Raw genomic sequence first — 15672 nt, 5'->3', positions numbered from 1 at the left:
TGCCCGCCGCGCCGGTCGTCCGTAAGCTCGAACGGGGAGGACGCGGCATGGACATCACCACGATCGAGGCGCTGGAGGCGCTGTATCAGCCGGCGCCCCTGCCGGCCTCGACCGTCAAGGTCAGCGACCACATCACCCCGCATTATGCGGCGCTGATAGAGGCCTCGCCGTTCGTCGCCCTGGCCACGATCGGGCCGGAGGGCCTGGACTGCAGCCCACGCGGCGACCTGCCCGGCTTTGTCCGCATCGCCGATCCAAAGACGCTGATGCTGCCGGACCGGCGTGGCAACAACCGCCTCGACAGCCTGCGCAACATCGTCCGCGATCCGCGCGTGGCCCTGCTGTTCCTGATCCCCGGCTCGGGGACGACATTCCGCGTCAACGGCCGCGCCAAGCTCAGCGCCGATCCGGCCCTGCTGGACAGCTTCGCCATCGACGGCAAGGCGCCGCGCACGGTGACGGTGATCACCGTCGACGAGGCCTATTTCCAATGCGCCCGCGCCATCAGGCGCTCGGGCCTCTGGAAGGCCGAAAGCCAGGTCGATCCCAAGACCCTGCCCTCGCCCGGCGCCATGCTGGCGGCCTTCACCGCCGGCGAGGTCGGCGGCGAGGCCTACGATCAAGGCTGGCCGGAGCGGGCGGCCAAGACTCTTTGGTGAGACGCGCCTACTTGCCGCGCGGGGGTGAAGCGACGTCAGCGACCACCGGAAAGTGGTCCGATATCGCCAGGCCGTTGTCGGTGTCGGTCAGGGTCGCGAACCGCGTGACCTTCAGCCGGCGATCGACGAAGACGTAGTCGATCGGCCCCTTGGGCGGCGCGCCCGGCGAGAAGTCGTTGAAGGTGCCCGCCGGCCCGAACACGATCGGGCTGGCCTCGCGGGCGTCGCGGAGCGGCGAGCCCTCTCCCGTCAGGACCGCGTGCGGCGGCTCGCCCGGCGCGCTGTTGAAGTCGCCCAGCACGATCAGCCGCGATCCCGGCCAGGCGGCCTGGTCCAGGATCTGCCGGGCGCACAGCCGCCGCGACTCCGCGCCCACATGGTCAAGATGCGCGTTGCGGACGTCCCACAGCCGACCGCTGGACTTCTCCCTCAGCACCAGCCGCGTATAGGTCCGCGGCAGCGCCGCGTCATAGGCCTTGCCCGGTCGCTCGGGCGTCGGGGAACACCACCGCGTCTGCGCCAGCACCCGCTCGAAGCGGTCGGCGCGATAGAAGACGGTCGTCGACTCGCCCTTCGCGCCCCCGTCGTCGCGACCGACGCCAAAGTGAGCGTAGCCCGGCAAGGCGCCCGCCAAGTCATCGACCATCGGCGGGAGCGCTTCCTGCAGGCCCAGAATGTCCGGCGCGAAGAAGGCGACCTGTCGCGCCATCGGGCCGCGCCGCGCGCGCCAGTCGGGCCGGTCGTCGGGATTATCGTAGCGGATGTTGTAGCTCATCACCCGCAGCGTCGCCTGCTCCGCGCGGGCGGCGACGGGCGATGCGGCGGCGATGGCGATCGTCGCGGCGAGGGTCAGGTTCAAGAAGGTCCGGATCATGGCGGCCGTCTCTAGGGCGCGACGACAACGGTGGCGTGACGGAAGGCCTCCGCGAACGGCTCGTCCAGCGGCTTGTCGGTGACGACGATGTCGACCTCCTCGGGCGAGGCGGTGCGGATCAGGCCCAGGCGCCCGAACTTGGTGTGGTCGGCGGCCAGCAGCACCCGGTCGGCGCGCTCATAGACGATCCGGCTCATCGCCGCTTCGCGGGCGTGGCGATCGGTCAGGCCGTGCTCGGGATGCACGCCGCCCACGGTCAGGATGGCCAGATGCGGCGTGAACTGCGAGACGTAGGCCTGGGCCACGTGGTCCGAGAACGCCTTGTAGTCGTAGTCCAGCTCGCCGCCGGCCAGGAACAGGCTGTTGCCGTCGCGCCCGCCCAGGGTCTGGGCCACCACCAGGGAATTGGTGATCACCTTCAGTTCGCGGCGCGCGCCGGCCAGGGCCCGCGCCACGTAGCAGGCGGTCGTGCCGGCGTCGATGAACAGGGTGTCGCCATCGCGGACGAACGGCGCTGCGGCGGCGGCGATGCGGGTCTTCTCCGCCAGGTTCTCCTGCATGCGGCGGTCGTGCGGACCTTCGCTGGACACCGCCGCCAGCTGGACGGCCCCGTGCGTCCAGACCACCGCGCCCCGCGCCTCCAGCACGCGCAGCTCGCGCCGGATGGTCTCCTCCGAGACCTCCAGCTCCTGAGCCAAGCGGCCGATGGCGCAGCTTTCGCCGGGCTTGAGCTTGCGGAGGATCTCGCGCTGACGGTCCTGACGCCTGAGCATGGCCGCTTCTCCCAAACGCTCCCTACCCGATTGTGGGAATTCTGATGACTTGATGCGCGTTTGTCGAGCGAAGACGGTGGATATACGGAGAAACTCCGCAAGAATGTCACAGCCCTGTCTCAACGGCCACGTATGAGGCGCGCCGTCGCGAACAGCGAACCAAGTCAGGGGTGTGGTGATGAAAGAGTGGAATGGCGAAGGCGCCAAGCGCCGGCGCGGGCAAGCGGGCAAGTCGGTCAAGGCCGCCCTTCTGGCGGGCGTCTTCGGCCTGGCCTGGGCGAACGGGGCGTACGCCGACACGACGACGCCGGCGGCCGAGCCGTCCGACACGATCGACTCGCTGCTGATCGTCGCCAAGCGCAACGACGCGGCCAAGACCCAGATGCGGGCGGCCAACGCCATCGCGGTGCTGTCGGCCGAGGACCTCGAGCACACCGCCGTCCACAACGTCGCCGAGGCGCTCGGCATGATGCCCAGCGTCAATGTGATGAACACCGGCTCGTCGTTCTTCGGCGGCATCGACGGCGCCTCGCGCGGCGAAGGCATGTTCGTCTCGATCCGCGGCCTGAACGCCGAGTTCAACGTCAACATGATCAACGGCGTGACCGTGGCCCAGGGCATGCCCTACAGCCGCCAGGTGCAGCTCAGCCTGCTGCCGCCGTCGGGCCTGCACACGATCGTGCTGAACAAGACCTCGACCGCCGACATGGACGGCGACGCCATCGGCGGCACGGTCGACTTCCGCACGCCGTCGGCCTTCGACTTCCGTGACGATTTCTCGGGCTCGATCACGGCCTCGGGCCGCGTCGAGAGCCGCGCCCGCGACTATGGTGACGACGGCCTGGGCGGCGGCGTCTCGGGCGAGCTGGCCAAGAAGTTCGGCCCCGAGCAGAGCTTCGGCCTCTACGCCAGCGCCTTCTACGACAAGCGCAACTACGCCAACAGCGAGATGGCCGGCGTCATGGCCGCCCAGAACGACGGCGGCTGGAGCTATCTGGTTCGCAACGCGGCCGGCCAGAGCTATCCGGGCCTGGATCCCGAGAAGAACATCACCCAGACTGGCCTGAACATCGGGGTCTCGAACGGTTACACCGAGCGCTGGGGCGGCAACTTCACCCTGAACTGGCGTCCGGACGCCACGCTGGACGCCTATCTGCGCGGCTCCTACGCCTACGCCAAGACCCAGCAGAATTCGACGCTCAGCCAGTTCGTCAGCACCAGCAAGAGCTACAAGGAAACTCTCGCCGGCAGCGGCCGCTACGCCCTCAGCGTCGACGCCATCTCGACCCGCGTCTGGTACGAGACCAACCCCGAGGAGGCGGACCTCGCCACCCTGCAGGCCGGCTTCGACAAGACGCTGGGTGCCTGGACCCTGTCGCCGCAGGTCTTCTTCAGCGAAGGCAACAACGACCGCCCGAACCATATCGAGGCCTCGGCGCGGATCAATCAGAGCGACAAGTACAACAACGGCTCGAACCGCCCGCTGGGCGGCCTGTCGATCGGCTATGCCGACAACCTGCCCTATCCGCTGTTCACCAGCACGATCTATGACGACCTGAACAACGCCAACACCGCCCTCTTGGCCCGCCGGGCCGGCCAGCTGACCGAGCAGTTCAGCGGCCAGCAGAAGTACGGCTTCAAGTTCGACGCCAAGCGCGACTTCGAGGGCCGCGCGCTGCAGTGGATCAAGCTGGGCGCGAAGTATGTCGACAGCCACCGCCGCGTGACCAACCGCGACTGGACCAACGACCACTTCGCCAACCTGATCGGCCAGGGCGGCCTGACCTGGCAAAGCCTGGGCCTGTCGACCAGCTATTACGACGCGGTGTTCCCCGGCCAGTACAAGTGGCGCGTGCCCAAGGTGAACCAGGACAAGCTGTTTGAGTACTTCTACAAGTACAAGACCGCCGCCTCGTTCGACACCTGCGGCTCGAACGCCGTCAACAACTTCAACTGCAACACCCAGAAGGGCGATGAGGCCGTCGCGTCGGTCTACGCCGCGGCCGACTACCAGTTCGGCGATGTCGAGGTGCAGCCCGGTCTGCGCTACGAGCACACCAAGATCGACAACCTCTACTGGGCGATCCCGACCACCAGCGCCGGCGAGCAGACGGGTGCCTGGGGCAAGAGCAGCACCGAATACAACGAGGTGCTGCCCAGCGTGTTCGTGACCTGGCGTCCCGGCGACGCGGCGGTCTATCGCGGCTCGGTCTGGACCTCGTACACCCGTCCGGCCTTCATCCAGCTGGCCGGCGGCGAGCGCCGCGCGGTCAGCGACGACGGCAATGTCTCGATCAGCCGCGGTAATCCGGACCTGAAGCCGATCAAGGCGCTCAATGTCGACCTGTCGGGCGAGTGGAGCAACAGCAAGGGCGGCTACGCCATGCTGGGCGGCTTTTACAAGCACCTGTCGGACTACATGTACGACAATGGCTCCAGCTCGGTGAACACCGACACCTTCGCCGTGGGCAAGACCACGATCAGCCAGCCGACCAACGGCGGCAGCGGCGACGTCTACGGCCTGGAGCTGCAGCTGCGCCAGAAGTTCTCGGACCTGCCGGGCCTGCTGAGCGGCCTGGGCGCGGGCGTCAACGTCACCCGCCAGTGGACCAGCGTCGACCTGGGCGACGGCGTCGATAACCGTATCCAGAACGCCCCCGACTGGCTGGCCGACGCCCAGCTCTTCTACCAGAAGGGCGGCTTCAGCTTCGACGTGATCTACCACTACTCGGGCGCCTACGTGTCCGGGTACGACGTGCTGGACCAGCCCGGCGAGTGGGACAACCTGTGGGTCCGCCCGATGCGCAGCGTCGATCTGCATGTCGGCTACGCCTTCGACAACGGCTTCAAGCTGGACCTGTCGGTGGCCAACCTGCTGAAGAACTACAGCTACTGGTCGCACGTCGGCAAAGACAGCCTGGCCATTTCGGACGTCGTCGACTCCGGCCGGACCACGCTGCTGACGCTGAAGAAGAGCTTCTAAGAGCGCCCAGCGCTCGGAAGCGGCGATGCGCTCTCCTCCGGGGGAGCGCATCGTTGCGTTTTTCCGCCCTCGCCACGAAGGAGCCAGATCGTGTCCAGCCCGCGAACCCCGCGCCGCCTGGCGCAAGCCCTGCTCGCCTGCGCCGTCCTGGCCTGGGCGGGCGCCAGCGAGGCCCGCGCCCCCCGCGTCGAGCACGTCGTCGTCGTCATGCGCCACGGCGTCCGCGCGCCCATCGTCGGCGAAGCGCCCGAGGGCACGTTGACGGGCGATCCCTGGCCGGCCTGGCCTGTCCCGCCCGAGCACCTGACGCCGCGCGGCGCCGAGGCGCTGAGGGCGCTTGGCCGCTCGGACCGCGCCTGGCTCGCGGCGCTCGGCGTGCTGCCGGCGCGCGGCTGCCCCAAGGCCGACGAGGTCCGGATCTGGACCAACACGGCCCAGCGCACGATCGCCAGCGGCGAGGCCTTCGCCGAAGGCCTCGCGCCAGACTGCGATCTTCCTGTCGGCCATCGTCCGGCCAGCGACGTCGATCCGCTGTTCGAACCCCTACGCGCGGGCGTCGCGCCGTTCGATCCGGCCGCGGCGATCGCCTCGATCCAGGCCTATACCGGCGGCGTCGACAGGCTCGCCGCGCGGCTGAAACTGCAGTTGGAGGAGCTCGACCGCGTGCTGGGCTGCGGCGCGCCGAAGGGCTGCCAACCGGATCACGCCTCCGGCCTGAAAGCGTCCGGCGACGGTCACGGCGTCGATCTCAGCGGCCCGGTCCGCGACGCTTCCGGCACGGCCCAGGTGCTGCTGCTGCAATATGCCGAGGGTTTGTCGCCGGACGGAACGCGCTGGAAAGCGGTCACGCCGGCCGCCCTGAAGCACCTGGGCGCGCTGCACGCGGCCCTGTTCGATGTCTTCACCCGCCCGCCCTACATGACCGCGCGACAAGCGGGGCCGCTGGGGCGCCGGGCGATGGACACGCTGGAGAACGGACCGCGCGTCGACGTGCTGGTCGGCCACGACACCAATGTCACCGCCCTGGCGGCGGCGCTGGGCGTTCCGCTGGACGCGCCCGGCTACGCCGCCGGCGATGTGCCGCCTGGCGGGGCGCTGGTGCTGATGAGCCTGAGGGACGAGGCCGGCCGTCGCACGGTGCGCGTCTACTATCGGACGCAGTCGCCGGACGCGCTCCGACGCCTCGACAGCGACGTCACGCGCCGCGAGATCGCCCTGCCCGGCTTCACCGGCCCGCCCCCGCTGGAGCAATTCCGCCGGGATATCTCGGCCAAGCTGGCGCCCGACACCGCTCCCCGGAACTAAGCCCATGCGAAGCGGCCCCGGAGTCTCCTCCAGGGCCGCTCGAAACACATCAAAGACCGTTCGCTTAGTCGTCGCGATGGACGCGTTCGCGACGCTCGTGGCGTTCCTGGGCTTCCACGCTCATGGTCGCCGTCGGACGCGCTTCCAGGCGGGCGAGGCCGATCGGCTCGCCCGTCTCCTCGCAGTAGCCGTACGAGCCGTCCTCGACTCGGCGCAGGGCCTGGTCGATCTTGGAGATCAGCTTTCGTTGACGGTCGCGGGTGCGGAGCTCAAGGGCTCGGTCAGTTTCCGAGGACGCGCGATCGGCGAGATCGGCGTGGTTCTCGGTTTCCTTCTGGAGATGGGTCACCGTCTCGCGAGATTCGCGGAGGATCTCTTCCTTCCAGGCCAGCAGCTTGTTCTTGAAATACTCAAGCTGCCGCTCATTCATAAAAGGCTCGTCCTCGGAAGGACGGTAATCGGACTTCTCGACTAGAACAGTGGCCGTCTGCATCAACGCCTCACGCCCCAATGAACTCAGCCCTCAAAGGCCGAGCGCTTATACCAAAAGGTGAGCCGCGTTCAATGAACCTCGCATGAAGAGCGAAAGTTCGTCTCGAACGACGGCGAGCACAGACGTAAAACGCGCGGAAAGACCAAGCGCTGCGGGACCGACGATCATTTGCGCGTTCGATCCCCGTCATGTCAGCCGCCCCGGACCTGGAGCTTGGCCAGCTCGACCGCCGCGCGGGTCTCGATCTCGTTGAGCACGCCCTCCAGCCGAGGGTCGTCTGTCTGATCGCGCTGCTCGCGAATCGCGCGCGATAGCTGGTCCAGCGTGCTGTGCGAGATGTCGCCGTCGATCAGGGCGATGCGGATCTCGCCCAGGATGTCGAGGAGACGATCGGCGCGACGCACCGCGCGCTTCTTGCGCTCCAGGGGATCGCCCACCGCCCCGGCCGCCTGCAGGGCCAGAAGCGCATCGACCGAACCGACGCCCGACAGGCCGCCGACCGAGGCCGTGCTGGCCACGCCGCTGGCGGCGTTCACCGATGGCAGGGAGAAGCCCGAAGCCCCGCCCGAGGACTTGGCCCGAGACGGTCCCGCCGCCCCCACGCCCCCCGTGCTGGAAACCTTCATCCGACAAGCTCCAAAAGCTCAGACACGCGAGTCACTTGTCTCGTCGCACAATCATAGTCGGTTTGCGCGCTTGAAGTATGGTTAATGCCGGGCAGAATCTGCCTGGAGGCGCCGCCGGAACCCCTGCCGCGCCGAGAATCCCTTGAGTCACAACAGCTTGAAACTGGCCCGGTTCTGGCATGGCCGGACGCGGGGACGTCTCCCCGCAACGGGACTGCCATGCCGCGTTCATTCTTTCGCACCGTTCTTCGCTCAGGTCTGACCGCCCTGGTCGCCGCCTCCGCCCTCGTGGCGGCGCCGGCGTTCGCCAAGTCGCGCATCAAGGACATCGTCGCCTTCGAGGGCGTCCGCGAGAACCAGCTGGTCGGCTACGGCGTCGTCGTCGGCCTGAACGGCACGGGCGACTCGCTGCGCAACGCCCCGATGACCAAGCAGAGCCTGGAGGCGATGCTGGAGCGCCAGGGCGTCAACGTCCGCGACGCGACCCTGAACACCAAGAACACCGCCACGGTCATGGTCACCGCCAGCCTGCCGCCCTTCTCGGCCGCCGGTTCGAAGCTGGACGTCAACGTCTCGGCCCTCGGCGACGCCAAGAGCCTCTTGGGCGGCACCCTGCTGGTCACCAGCCTGCAAGGCGCCGACGGCCAGACCTACGCCGTCGCCCAGGGCACGGTGCAGACCGGCTCGGTCTCGGCCGGCGGCGCCTCGGGCAGCTCGGTCACCAAGGGCGTGCCGACCGCCGGCCGCATCGCCTCGGGCGGCATCATCGAGCGCGAGACCGGCTTTCAGATGGTCAATATGGACATCCTGCGCATGACCCTGCGCAATCCGGACTTCACGACCGCCCGCCGCATCGCCGACGCCGTCAACAAGAAGTTCCCCGGCTGCGCCCAGGCCCAGAACCCGACGATCGTCGCCGTCCGCGCCCCGCCCGGCATGGACATGATCAGCTTCGTCACCAACATCGAGAACCTCGAGGTCGAGCCCGACTTCCCGGCCAAGGTGGTGATCGACGAAGTGGCCGGCGTCATCGTCATGGGCGACGACGTCCGCATCAGCCAGGTGGCGATCGCCCAGGGCAACCTGACGATCACCGTCCAGGAGAGCCCCGCCGTCAGCCAGCCCGCGCCGTTCAGCCAGGGCCAGACCGCGGTCGTCCCGCAGTCGACCGTCAAGGTCGAGGAAGAAAAGGGCAAGCAGCTGCTCACCCTGGGCGGCTCGCCCTCGCTGAAGAGCCTGGTCGGCGGCCTGAACGCGCTGGGCGTCACCCCCCGCGACATGATCTCGATCCTGCAGGCGGTGAAGGCCGCCGGCGCCCTGCAAGCCGACATCGAGGTGATGTGATGAGCGCCTTCTCGACGATCTCGACCTTTGTCCCGCAGTTTGGCGCCACGGCCGCCGCCGTGAAGACCGCCGCCCAGGCGGTGAAGGGCGCGGCCGCCTCCATCGAGGACACGGCCAAGGACGCCGCCAAGCGCGCCAAGATCAAGGACACGGCCCAGAACTTCGAGGCCTCGTTCCTGTCGGTGATGATGCAGCAGATGTTCGAGGGCGTGAAAACCTCGGAACCCTTCGGCGGCGGCCAGGGCGAGGAGATGTTCAAGTCGGTGATGGCCGAGGCCATGGCCAAGCAGGTCACCCGGGCCGGCGGCATCGGCCTGGCGCCGACCGTCGAACGCGAAATGCTGAAGCTTCAGGGTCTGAAGGAGTAACCCATGGCCATCGCCGCCATCGACGCCGACGATCGCGTCAACCAGCTGATCCTGCTGACCGAGCGCCTGACCGACCTGATCGCCAAGGAAGCCCAGGCCTTCGAAAGCCGCCGCCCGCACGAGGCGGCGCAGTACGTCGAAGAGACCGCCAAGCTGGCCAATGTCTATCGGCACGAGTCGATGCGGGTGCGGGCCAATGTCGCCCTGATCGAGACGGCCCGCCCGGAACTGCGCCAGCGCCTCAAGCGCGCCACCGAGGCGTTCGACGCCGTGCTCGCTCGCCAGGCCCGCGCGGTCGACGCCGCCCGCACCGTCACCGAGGGCCTGGTCCGCGCCGTCGCCGAGGAGATCGCCAACCAGCGCGCCGCTCCGGCCACGACCTATGGCGCCGGCGGCATGGTCAATGACCGTCCCGCCATGGGCGCGGCGATCACCCTGAACCGCCGGGCTTAAGTTCAACACAAGGCCCAGGAAGGCAGGATCTGATCACTGCTTTCAACATCCGCTCTCCCTACGCCACCAGCGACAGGACGGCGGCGTTTCGCAAGACGCCGCCAGGATCGCCGAAGTCGGCGACCGGATATTCGGCGACGACGTTCAGCCCCTCGCGCGGCAGGTGGGCCCGCCAGGGATCGCCGATCAGCACGCCAACGCCCGCCGCCGCGCAGCGTCGCAGGAACGGCAGGACCGCGCTGGCGAGGTCGGCGTCATAGAAGAGATCGCCGACCAGCATCAGGTCGACGTTCGAGGGCGGCGCCCGCTCGGTGAGGTCCGCCCGCAAGGTCTCGATGACCACCGCATTGGCCTCGGCGTTGAGGCGCGCGGCCACCACGGCGTAGGGATCGACATCGACCGCCAGGGCGCTCGCCGCCCCGGCCTTCATCGCCGCGATCGCCACCAGGCCAGAACCCGCGCCAAGATCGAGCACGCGTTGACCGGCGACGCTTTCCGGATGGTCGAGCACGTGCCGCGCCAGCGCCAGGCCGCCGCCCCAGCAGCGCGCCCAGTACGGCGAACCGAAGTCTGGATCCGCCTCGGCCAGGCGCATCAGCCCGCTACGCGGCTCCGCCAGGTGCAGCCGGACTTCCGGAACGCCGGGCGCGGGCGTCAGCGGCAGGTTGGCCCGGATGAAGGTGTCGAGGTCCATGCGCCTCCTATAGGCGCCTCAAGGCTGTTCGTCGCCGATCAACCGTTTCTTGCGTCGGTGCAGGCTGGCGGCCACGGCGATCAGCACCAGCGGGACCAGCGCCGACAGCACTCGCTCGCTCCCGCCCGGCCAGCCGTGCAGCCAGGGCTTCAACAAGTAGCCCAGAAGGCCGAGCACGTAGTAGCCGACCGCGAAGATCGACAGCCCCTCGACCAGGCCCTGAAGCTTGGTCTGCAGCTGCAGGCTGGCGTCCATGCCGCGCAGGGTCTCCTGGTTCTGGCGATCCTGAGCCAGGCCCAGCTTGGCGCGCAACAGGTCGCCACAGCGCGCCACGCGCTCCGACAATCCGTCCAGCCGCCGGTCCGCCGCCTCCCGGGTGCGCATGGCGGGCAGCAGGCGGCGCGCGATGAACTCGCTCATGGTCGAGTGGCCCGGCAGCCGCCGCTCGCGCAGGGCCTCCAGCCGGTCCAGCGTCAGCTGGTGATAGGACTCGGTCGCTCCCCGCCGGAAGCGGCTGGTGGCCGCCCGCGCCTCGACCTCGGCTGACAGCCTCAAGAGATCGTCCAGCACGGCCTGGCTGTCCTCGCCCGCCGCCAGGTCGCCGGTGATGGCGGCCAGCCGCGCCTCGGCGCCGTCCAGCCAGGCCAGCGTCTCGCGGGCCGGCGCGAAGCCCAGCAGGGCCAGCTTCCGATAGTTGCCGATCTCCAGCAGCGTCTGAACGAGGCGCGAGACCTCGTCATTGGCCAGGCCCTGGTTATGGACGTGAATGCGCCCCGCCCCGCCCTCGCGCAGGCGGAAATCGGTCCAGATCCGCGCCGCGCCGTCGAACACCTCGCAAGAGACGCAGCGGCGCAGGTCGATGTGTCGGGAGAGCGCCGCCTCGCTGGGCGGCTCGGCGCCCAGCGCGCCGACCGAGATCTCGACGCCGCGGAACACCCGCCCCGGGGCGCCGTGCAGCCAGAAGAAGCTTTCCTCGGGCTCGATCTGGAAGCCGAGATCCTCGCCCAGCGAGCCATAGGCGAACCAGGTCCAGGTCGAGAACTCCTGATGTCGCTCCCACAGCCAGCCGCCGGCCTCGCCCACGCTGACCGCGCGTCCTAGCGCCGGGTCCTGGCCTGGCGCGAACAGGCCGACGAAGGCCGCCTCGGCGTCGCGATCGGAGGGCTCGACCAGGAACACCCACTGCCGCAGCCGGACCGGCGCCCCGGCCAGAGGCAGCTCTCGCAGGTGCATCAGCTCGCTCAACGTCACCCTGAGGGGGTGGTCCCGACGCTCGTCCATCTCGTCCTCGCCCTGCGCTCGGGTCATCGGATCGATGTCCGATGTTACCGGTCACATAGAGGTAACGAACTCCGGCCGTCGCGTCACGGCCTTTTCAGCGTGATGCGACGTTCGACGCCGATCGCCGCCAGGAAGTCCTCGTCGTGGCTGACCACCAGCAGCGCCCCGTCATAGCCGTCCAGCGCCGCCTCCACCGCCCGCACGGAGTCGAGGTCGAGGTGGTTGGTCGGCTCGTCCAAGATCAACAGCTGCGGCGGCGTCGCGGCGCACAGGACGCACGCCAGGGCGGCGCGCAGGCGCTCGCCCCCGCTCAACGTTCCGGCCCGTTGCAGGGCCGCGGCGTTGCGGAACAGGAACCGCGCCAGGACCGCGTGGGCGTCGTTGACGCTGGCGCCGGGGTTCAGGCGACGGAAGTTCTCCAGGATCGTCTGGTCGTCGTCGAGCACGGCCGCGCGCTGATCCAGCAGGGCGAACGGAACCTGAAGCCGAACCTCGCCCGCCGTCGGCGTCAGCTGGCCGGTCGCCAGGCGGATCAGGGTCGTTTTGCCGGCGCCGTTCGGTCCCAGCACCGCCAAGCGCTCGGGACCGGTCATCCGGAAGGACAGGTCCTCGAACACCGGACGACCATCCGGCCAGGCGAAACCGGCCGCCTCGAACGCCAGAACCATGCGCCCGTCCGGCAGGCCGCTGGACGGCAGGTCGAAGCCTAGCAGACGCGCCCGTTCAACACGGGTCTCGGCGGCGGCGCGCGCGTCCTCGGCCCGGGCGGCCAGCTTTACCGCGAGCTTTCCCGCCTTGGCCCCGCTGTTCTCGGCGCGCTCGGCCATCATGCCGAGCATGATCTTCGGCGTCCCGCCCCGGTCGGCGAAGCGGCGGCCGGCGGCGTCGCGTCGATCCTTGCGCTCGCGGGCGACCTGGGCCTCCCGAGCCACCCGGCGAACCTCGCGCTCGGCATGGTCCAGATCACGGCGCGCCGCCTCCGCCTCCAGCGCCTTGCGCTCGGCATAGAGATCATAGCCGCCGCCATAGGACCGCGCGCCCAGGGGCGAGAGCTCGACGATGCGATCCATCTCGCGCAGCACGGAGCGGTCGTGGCTGACCACCACCGCGCCGCCCCGCCAGCGCTTCAGCACGCGCAGCACGAAGGCCCGCGCCTCGGCGTCGAGATTGTTGGTCGGCTCGTCCAGCAGCAGCACGTCCGGCCGCGCGAGCAGCAGGCGCGCGAGGCCGGCGCGGGTCGCCTGGCCGCCCGACAGCGTCGTCGCCGGGCGCTCCGGCTCAAGGTCATGGAGGCCGACCTCGGCCAAGGCCTGCTCCAGTCGCCCCGGCAACTCCCAGTCCGCTTCGGAGAGATCGGTCTCGTCGCCTTCGCCGCGCGCGATGCGCGCCAGGCGGTCCCAGGCCTCGCCCACGTCCAGCAGGTCGACCAGCCGCGCGCCCGCGCGGAGATCAGGCGTCTGGTCCAGCATGGCGACGGCGCCTGTGCGCGAGACGACGCCGCCGTGCGGGGCGCGCGCGCCGGCGATCAGGGCCAGCAGGGTCGACTTGCCCACGCCATTGCGGCCCACCAGGCCGATGCGCTCGGCCCCGATGGAAAGGTCCAGGTTTTCGAGGAGAAGCCGGCCGTCAGGCGTGGCGGCGGAAACGGAATCCAGGGTGACGAAGGACATGCGACCCCACGGTCAGGGAAACGGAAAGGACGAAGCGGTCTTCCGTCTTGCTGATCATGGGAGCCTCCATCGGTGGAACGGCGAGGTGTCTACGCCGGCCTTGGCCCAGCGGCAAGCTGGGCCGAACCGCAAGGATCGGGTGTCTCGGGTAACCAGCGAGCGCGACAAGTCGGCGAACAAGGGAGTTCCACACATGTCCTACGCCGTGACCAGCCTATCGCCCGAGCCCTTCGCGCCCCTGTTTCAGCTCGATGACGAAACCCTGGCCGCGCGCGGCGCCCGGCGCGTCATCGCCGACGCGCCGCTGGGCTTTCCCTGCCGCGTCAGCCTGGACGACGCCCGTCCGGGCGAGACCCTGATCCTGGTGAACTACGAGCATCAACCCGCGCCAACGCCCTTCCGGGCCAGCCACGCGATCTTCGTGCGAGAAGGCGTCGAGGCGACCTCGACGATCGACGAGATGCCGCCGGCGCTACGGCGTCGCCTGTTGTCTTTGCGAGCCTTCGACGCCAGCGGGATGATGCGCGCCGCCGACGTGACCGAGGGCGCGACCGCGGACGCTCTGATCGCGATGCTGTTCGAGGATCCGGAGATCGCCTACCTGCACGCCCACTACGCCAAATGGGGCTGTTACGCGGCGCGCATAGACAGGGCCTAGTTCGGCGTCATGTGGCGCAGGACCCAGAGCAGCGATCCGATCCCGCCGATGAACACCAGGCCGTCGATGATCACCGAGCGCGGCTTGCCCGTGTTGAGCGCCCTGAAGGCGTCGCGCTTGGCGTCTTGTTTGGCGGTGTCCTGGGACATGGCGATCGGTTCCGGCTGTCTCGAGCCCCAGGCCCGATCGCAAACGTTTTCAGAAATCACGCTGAACAGCGGGCTTCGAAAGAAGGTTGAACAAAAGCGAACGCCCCCGAGTCGGGCCAACGGCGTTCTCTCCTAGAAGCAGCCGCCCTCGCGCAGACTGGGCGGTGGCGCGCCCGTAGAACTCAGATTTCGTTCAGAAAACCCGGGCGTTCGCCCCCGGTGATAGTCGCGACACCGCTGCTTGCGCGAGCCCTCCCCGTCGTACCGCGACTTGCTGTCGCGGGGCGGGGTCCGCCAGGGGACCTCGTCGATGGGACCGATGAAGGCGGGCGATGGGCGCTTGTCCCTCCGACCACCCCAGCCGCCGTAGCAGCGCTCCTTCTCGTCCGGCGTCATGTGCTCGCTGGAGAGGCCCTTGCAGGCTCGGTAGTACCGCCCCCATCCCCACTGCGGGACGCCCTCGGTCAGCTTCCACCGATTGACGGCCTTGGGGTCCATTCTCCAACGGTCTTCGATCTCGGGCGTCGTCTCCGCCACGGGCTGGCCCGAGACGCCCTCCTCCGCCGAGGCCGCCGGCGACGCGGGCGCGGCGCTTGGTCGGGAGAACGCTGAATGGCGGCCAGGTCTGGAACGGGAAGGGCCAGCCACGGCGCGTGATCGGGGCGTACGCTCAAGGTCGAGCAACAACACCGGCGCTTCGTCCGCCACCAGCGGCGGCGGCTCCAGCATGACGAGGGCGCCGAGGATCAGGCCGTTGATCAGCAGGCCGCCCGACACGGCGAGCCATCGCCTGGATCCCCTCCCCCGCGCCATCCGCTCTCCCCCGGCCAAGCTGGAGGACGAGGTCACGCCGGGATAACGCCGTTTTCGCGACCTTGGCGTGGCCCCGCGGCGCCGCGCAGGTAGGCGCGGTCTCGCGGACAGGCGACCGCCGAGCGGGTTTCTAGTTCGGAGCCATGTTGCAGAGAACCCAAAGCAGCGCCCCGACGCCGCTGACGAACACCAGTCCGTCGATGACCACCGACCGCGGCTTGGGCGGGCGAAGGGCGCTGAACGCGACCACCTTGGCGCCCTGCTTGGCGCTCTCGGCCTCCGTCTTGGCCATGGTTTCACTCCCTCACGCTGGGCCCCAACTCGGCCCAAGATTGAGCGGTAGACCACCTCGGCTTGAAGAACCCGCTTCCAAACACGGTTTAGGGAATACGAACGGCCAAGCTCGCCAGCGCGGCGACCGCGGGACCGCCGCGAAACTGGGCGCCAGGCGGCCATCCTGCTGACATCCGCTGTCAGCAGAAGCTTGGCCTCGCGCGCGCGACATTTGTTCGCATCTTGTTCTTGTGTT

General features: G+C 69.1%; 18 protein-coding genes. 7 read left to right on the top strand and 11 right to left on the bottom strand.

From position 1 onward, the window contains the following. Positions 1–47: 47 nt before the first annotated feature. Positions 48–659 carry a pyridoxamine 5'-phosphate oxidase family protein gene (locus CSW60_RS17860; protein WP_099538527.1) on the top strand — a complete coding sequence of 204 codons (612 nt, stop codon included), beginning with the start codon at positions 48–50 and terminating at the stop codon, positions 657–659. A 7-nt stretch (positions 660–666) separates the two neighbouring features. Here CSW60_RS17860 and CSW60_RS17855 read toward each other — a convergent pair whose 3' ends face one another. Both CSW60_RS17855 and CSW60_RS17850 read right to left on the bottom strand, forming a co-directional pair. Then, positions 667–1533 carry an endonuclease/exonuclease/phosphatase family protein gene (locus CSW60_RS17855; RefSeq protein WP_099538526.1) on the bottom strand — a complete coding sequence of 289 codons (867 nt, stop codon included), beginning with the start codon at positions 1531–1533 and terminating at the stop codon, positions 667–669. An 11-nt stretch (positions 1534–1544) separates the two neighbouring features. Next, entirely contained in the window at positions 1545–2306 is a 762-nt protein-coding gene (locus tag CSW60_RS17850; RefSeq protein ID WP_099538525.1) for a DeoR/GlpR family DNA-binding transcription regulator, read from the bottom strand. A 178-nt stretch (positions 2307–2484) separates the two neighbouring features. Here CSW60_RS17850 and CSW60_RS17845 point away from each other — a divergent pair, with 178 nt between their 5' ends. Together CSW60_RS17845 and CSW60_RS17840 are read left to right on the top strand one after the other, a co-directional pair. After that, positions 2485–5289, top strand: a complete 2805-nt coding sequence (locus CSW60_RS17845) for a TonB-dependent receptor (protein WP_099538524.1) — start codon at positions 2485–2487, stop codon at positions 5287–5289. Positions 5290–5379: 90 nt separating this feature from the next. Further along, on the top strand, positions 5380–6594 hold the full coding sequence (locus CSW60_RS17840; RefSeq protein ID WP_236634309.1) for a histidine-type phosphatase: 1215 nt from the start codon (positions 5380–5382) through the stop codon (positions 6592–6594). A 64-nt stretch (positions 6595–6658) separates the two neighbouring features. Here CSW60_RS17840 and dksA read toward each other — a convergent pair whose 3' ends face one another. Next, complete coding sequence (dksA, locus tag CSW60_RS17835; RefSeq protein ID WP_099538523.1) at positions 6659–7087, bottom strand: RNA polymerase-binding protein DksA; 429 nt, start codon at positions 7085–7087, stop codon at positions 6659–6661. Between the two features lie 191 nt (positions 7088–7278). Next, on the bottom strand, positions 7279–7713 hold the full coding sequence (locus tag CSW60_RS17830; protein WP_099538522.1) for a flagellar assembly protein FliX: 435 nt from the start codon (positions 7711–7713) through the stop codon (positions 7279–7281). A 219-nt stretch (positions 7714–7932) separates the two neighbouring features. On the opposite strand from CSW60_RS17830, the gene CSW60_RS17825 reads away from it, so the two are divergent. The 3 genes from CSW60_RS17825 to CSW60_RS17815 are packed head-to-tail and all read left to right on the top strand — an operon-like array spanning position 7933 to position 9878. Beyond that, positions 7933–9057, top strand: a complete 1125-nt coding sequence (locus tag CSW60_RS17825; protein WP_099538521.1) for a flagellar basal body P-ring protein FlgI — start codon at positions 7933–7935, stop codon at positions 9055–9057. After that, on the top strand, positions 9057–9425 hold the full coding sequence (locus CSW60_RS17820; protein ID WP_099538520.1) for a rod-binding protein: 369 nt from the start codon (positions 9057–9059) through the stop codon (positions 9423–9425). Before CSW60_RS17825 ends, CSW60_RS17820 begins: the two co-directional genes overlap by 1 nt. 3 nt (positions 9426–9428) lie before the next feature. Then, positions 9429–9878: a flagellar basal body protein gene (locus tag CSW60_RS17815; protein WP_099538519.1), complete on the top strand. Its 450-nt coding sequence runs from the start codon at positions 9429–9431 to the stop codon at positions 9876–9878. Between the two features lie 58 nt (positions 9879–9936). Here the strand turns inward: CSW60_RS17815 and CSW60_RS17810 are convergent, their stop codons facing one another. From CSW60_RS17810 to CSW60_RS23230, 4 genes are read right to left on the bottom strand one after another with little or no spacing between them, the layout of a single operon-like run. Further along, positions 9937–10572 carry a methyltransferase gene (locus CSW60_RS17810; protein WP_099538518.1) on the bottom strand — a complete coding sequence of 212 codons (636 nt, stop codon included), beginning with the start codon at positions 10570–10572 and terminating at the stop codon, positions 9937–9939. A gap of 18 nt (positions 10573–10590) precedes the next feature. Beyond that, positions 10591–11880 (bottom strand): DUF3422 domain-containing protein, encoded by a 1290-nt coding sequence (locus tag CSW60_RS17805; RefSeq protein ID WP_201723085.1) that lies wholly within the window; start codon positions 11878–11880, stop codon positions 10591–10593. A gap of 56 nt (positions 11881–11936) precedes the next feature. Further along, positions 11937–13523, bottom strand: coding sequence for an ABC-F family ATP-binding cassette domain-containing protein (locus CSW60_RS17800; protein WP_099538516.1), 1587 nt, complete (start codon positions 13521–13523; stop codon positions 11937–11939). Then, entirely contained in the window at positions 13480–13593 is a 114-nt protein-coding gene (locus tag CSW60_RS23230) for a hypothetical protein (protein ID WP_143324206.1), read from the bottom strand. The genes CSW60_RS17800 and CSW60_RS23230 overlap by 44 nt, the downstream gene beginning before the upstream one ends. A gap of 123 nt (positions 13594–13716) precedes the next feature. Here CSW60_RS23230 and CSW60_RS17795 point away from each other — a divergent pair, with 123 nt between their 5' ends. Continuing rightward, positions 13717–14181 (top strand): DUF1203 domain-containing protein, encoded by a 465-nt coding sequence (locus tag CSW60_RS17795; protein ID WP_099538515.1) that lies wholly within the window; start codon positions 13717–13719, stop codon positions 14179–14181. Here the strand turns inward: CSW60_RS17795 and CSW60_RS23725 are convergent. From CSW60_RS23725 to CSW60_RS23720, 3 genes are all read right to left on the bottom strand, one after another. Then, the gene (locus tag CSW60_RS23725; RefSeq protein ID WP_099538514.1) at positions 14178–14330 is read right to left on the bottom strand and encodes a hypothetical protein; all 153 of its coding nucleotides are present in this window, start codon (positions 14328–14330) and stop codon (positions 14178–14180) included. The genes CSW60_RS17795 and CSW60_RS23725 overlap by 4 nt on opposite strands. A gap of 132 nt (positions 14331–14462) precedes the next feature. Next, positions 14463–15107 (bottom strand): hypothetical protein, encoded by a 645-nt coding sequence (locus CSW60_RS17785; protein WP_143324205.1) that lies wholly within the window; start codon positions 15105–15107, stop codon positions 14463–14465. A gap of 166 nt (positions 15108–15273) precedes the next feature. Then, a complete protein-coding gene (locus CSW60_RS23720) occupies positions 15274–15435 on the bottom strand; it encodes a hypothetical protein (RefSeq protein WP_099538512.1) in 162 nt (53 codons plus the stop codon). Between the last annotated feature and the right edge of the window lie 237 nt (positions 15436–15672).

Source organism: Caulobacter sp. X (assembly GCF_002742635.1).
Taxonomy (GTDB): Bacteria; Pseudomonadota; Alphaproteobacteria; order Caulobacterales; family Caulobacteraceae; genus Caulobacter.
The sequence above is the reverse complement of the archived record's forward strand: the minus strand, read 5'-3'. Positions and strand labels throughout refer to the sequence as shown.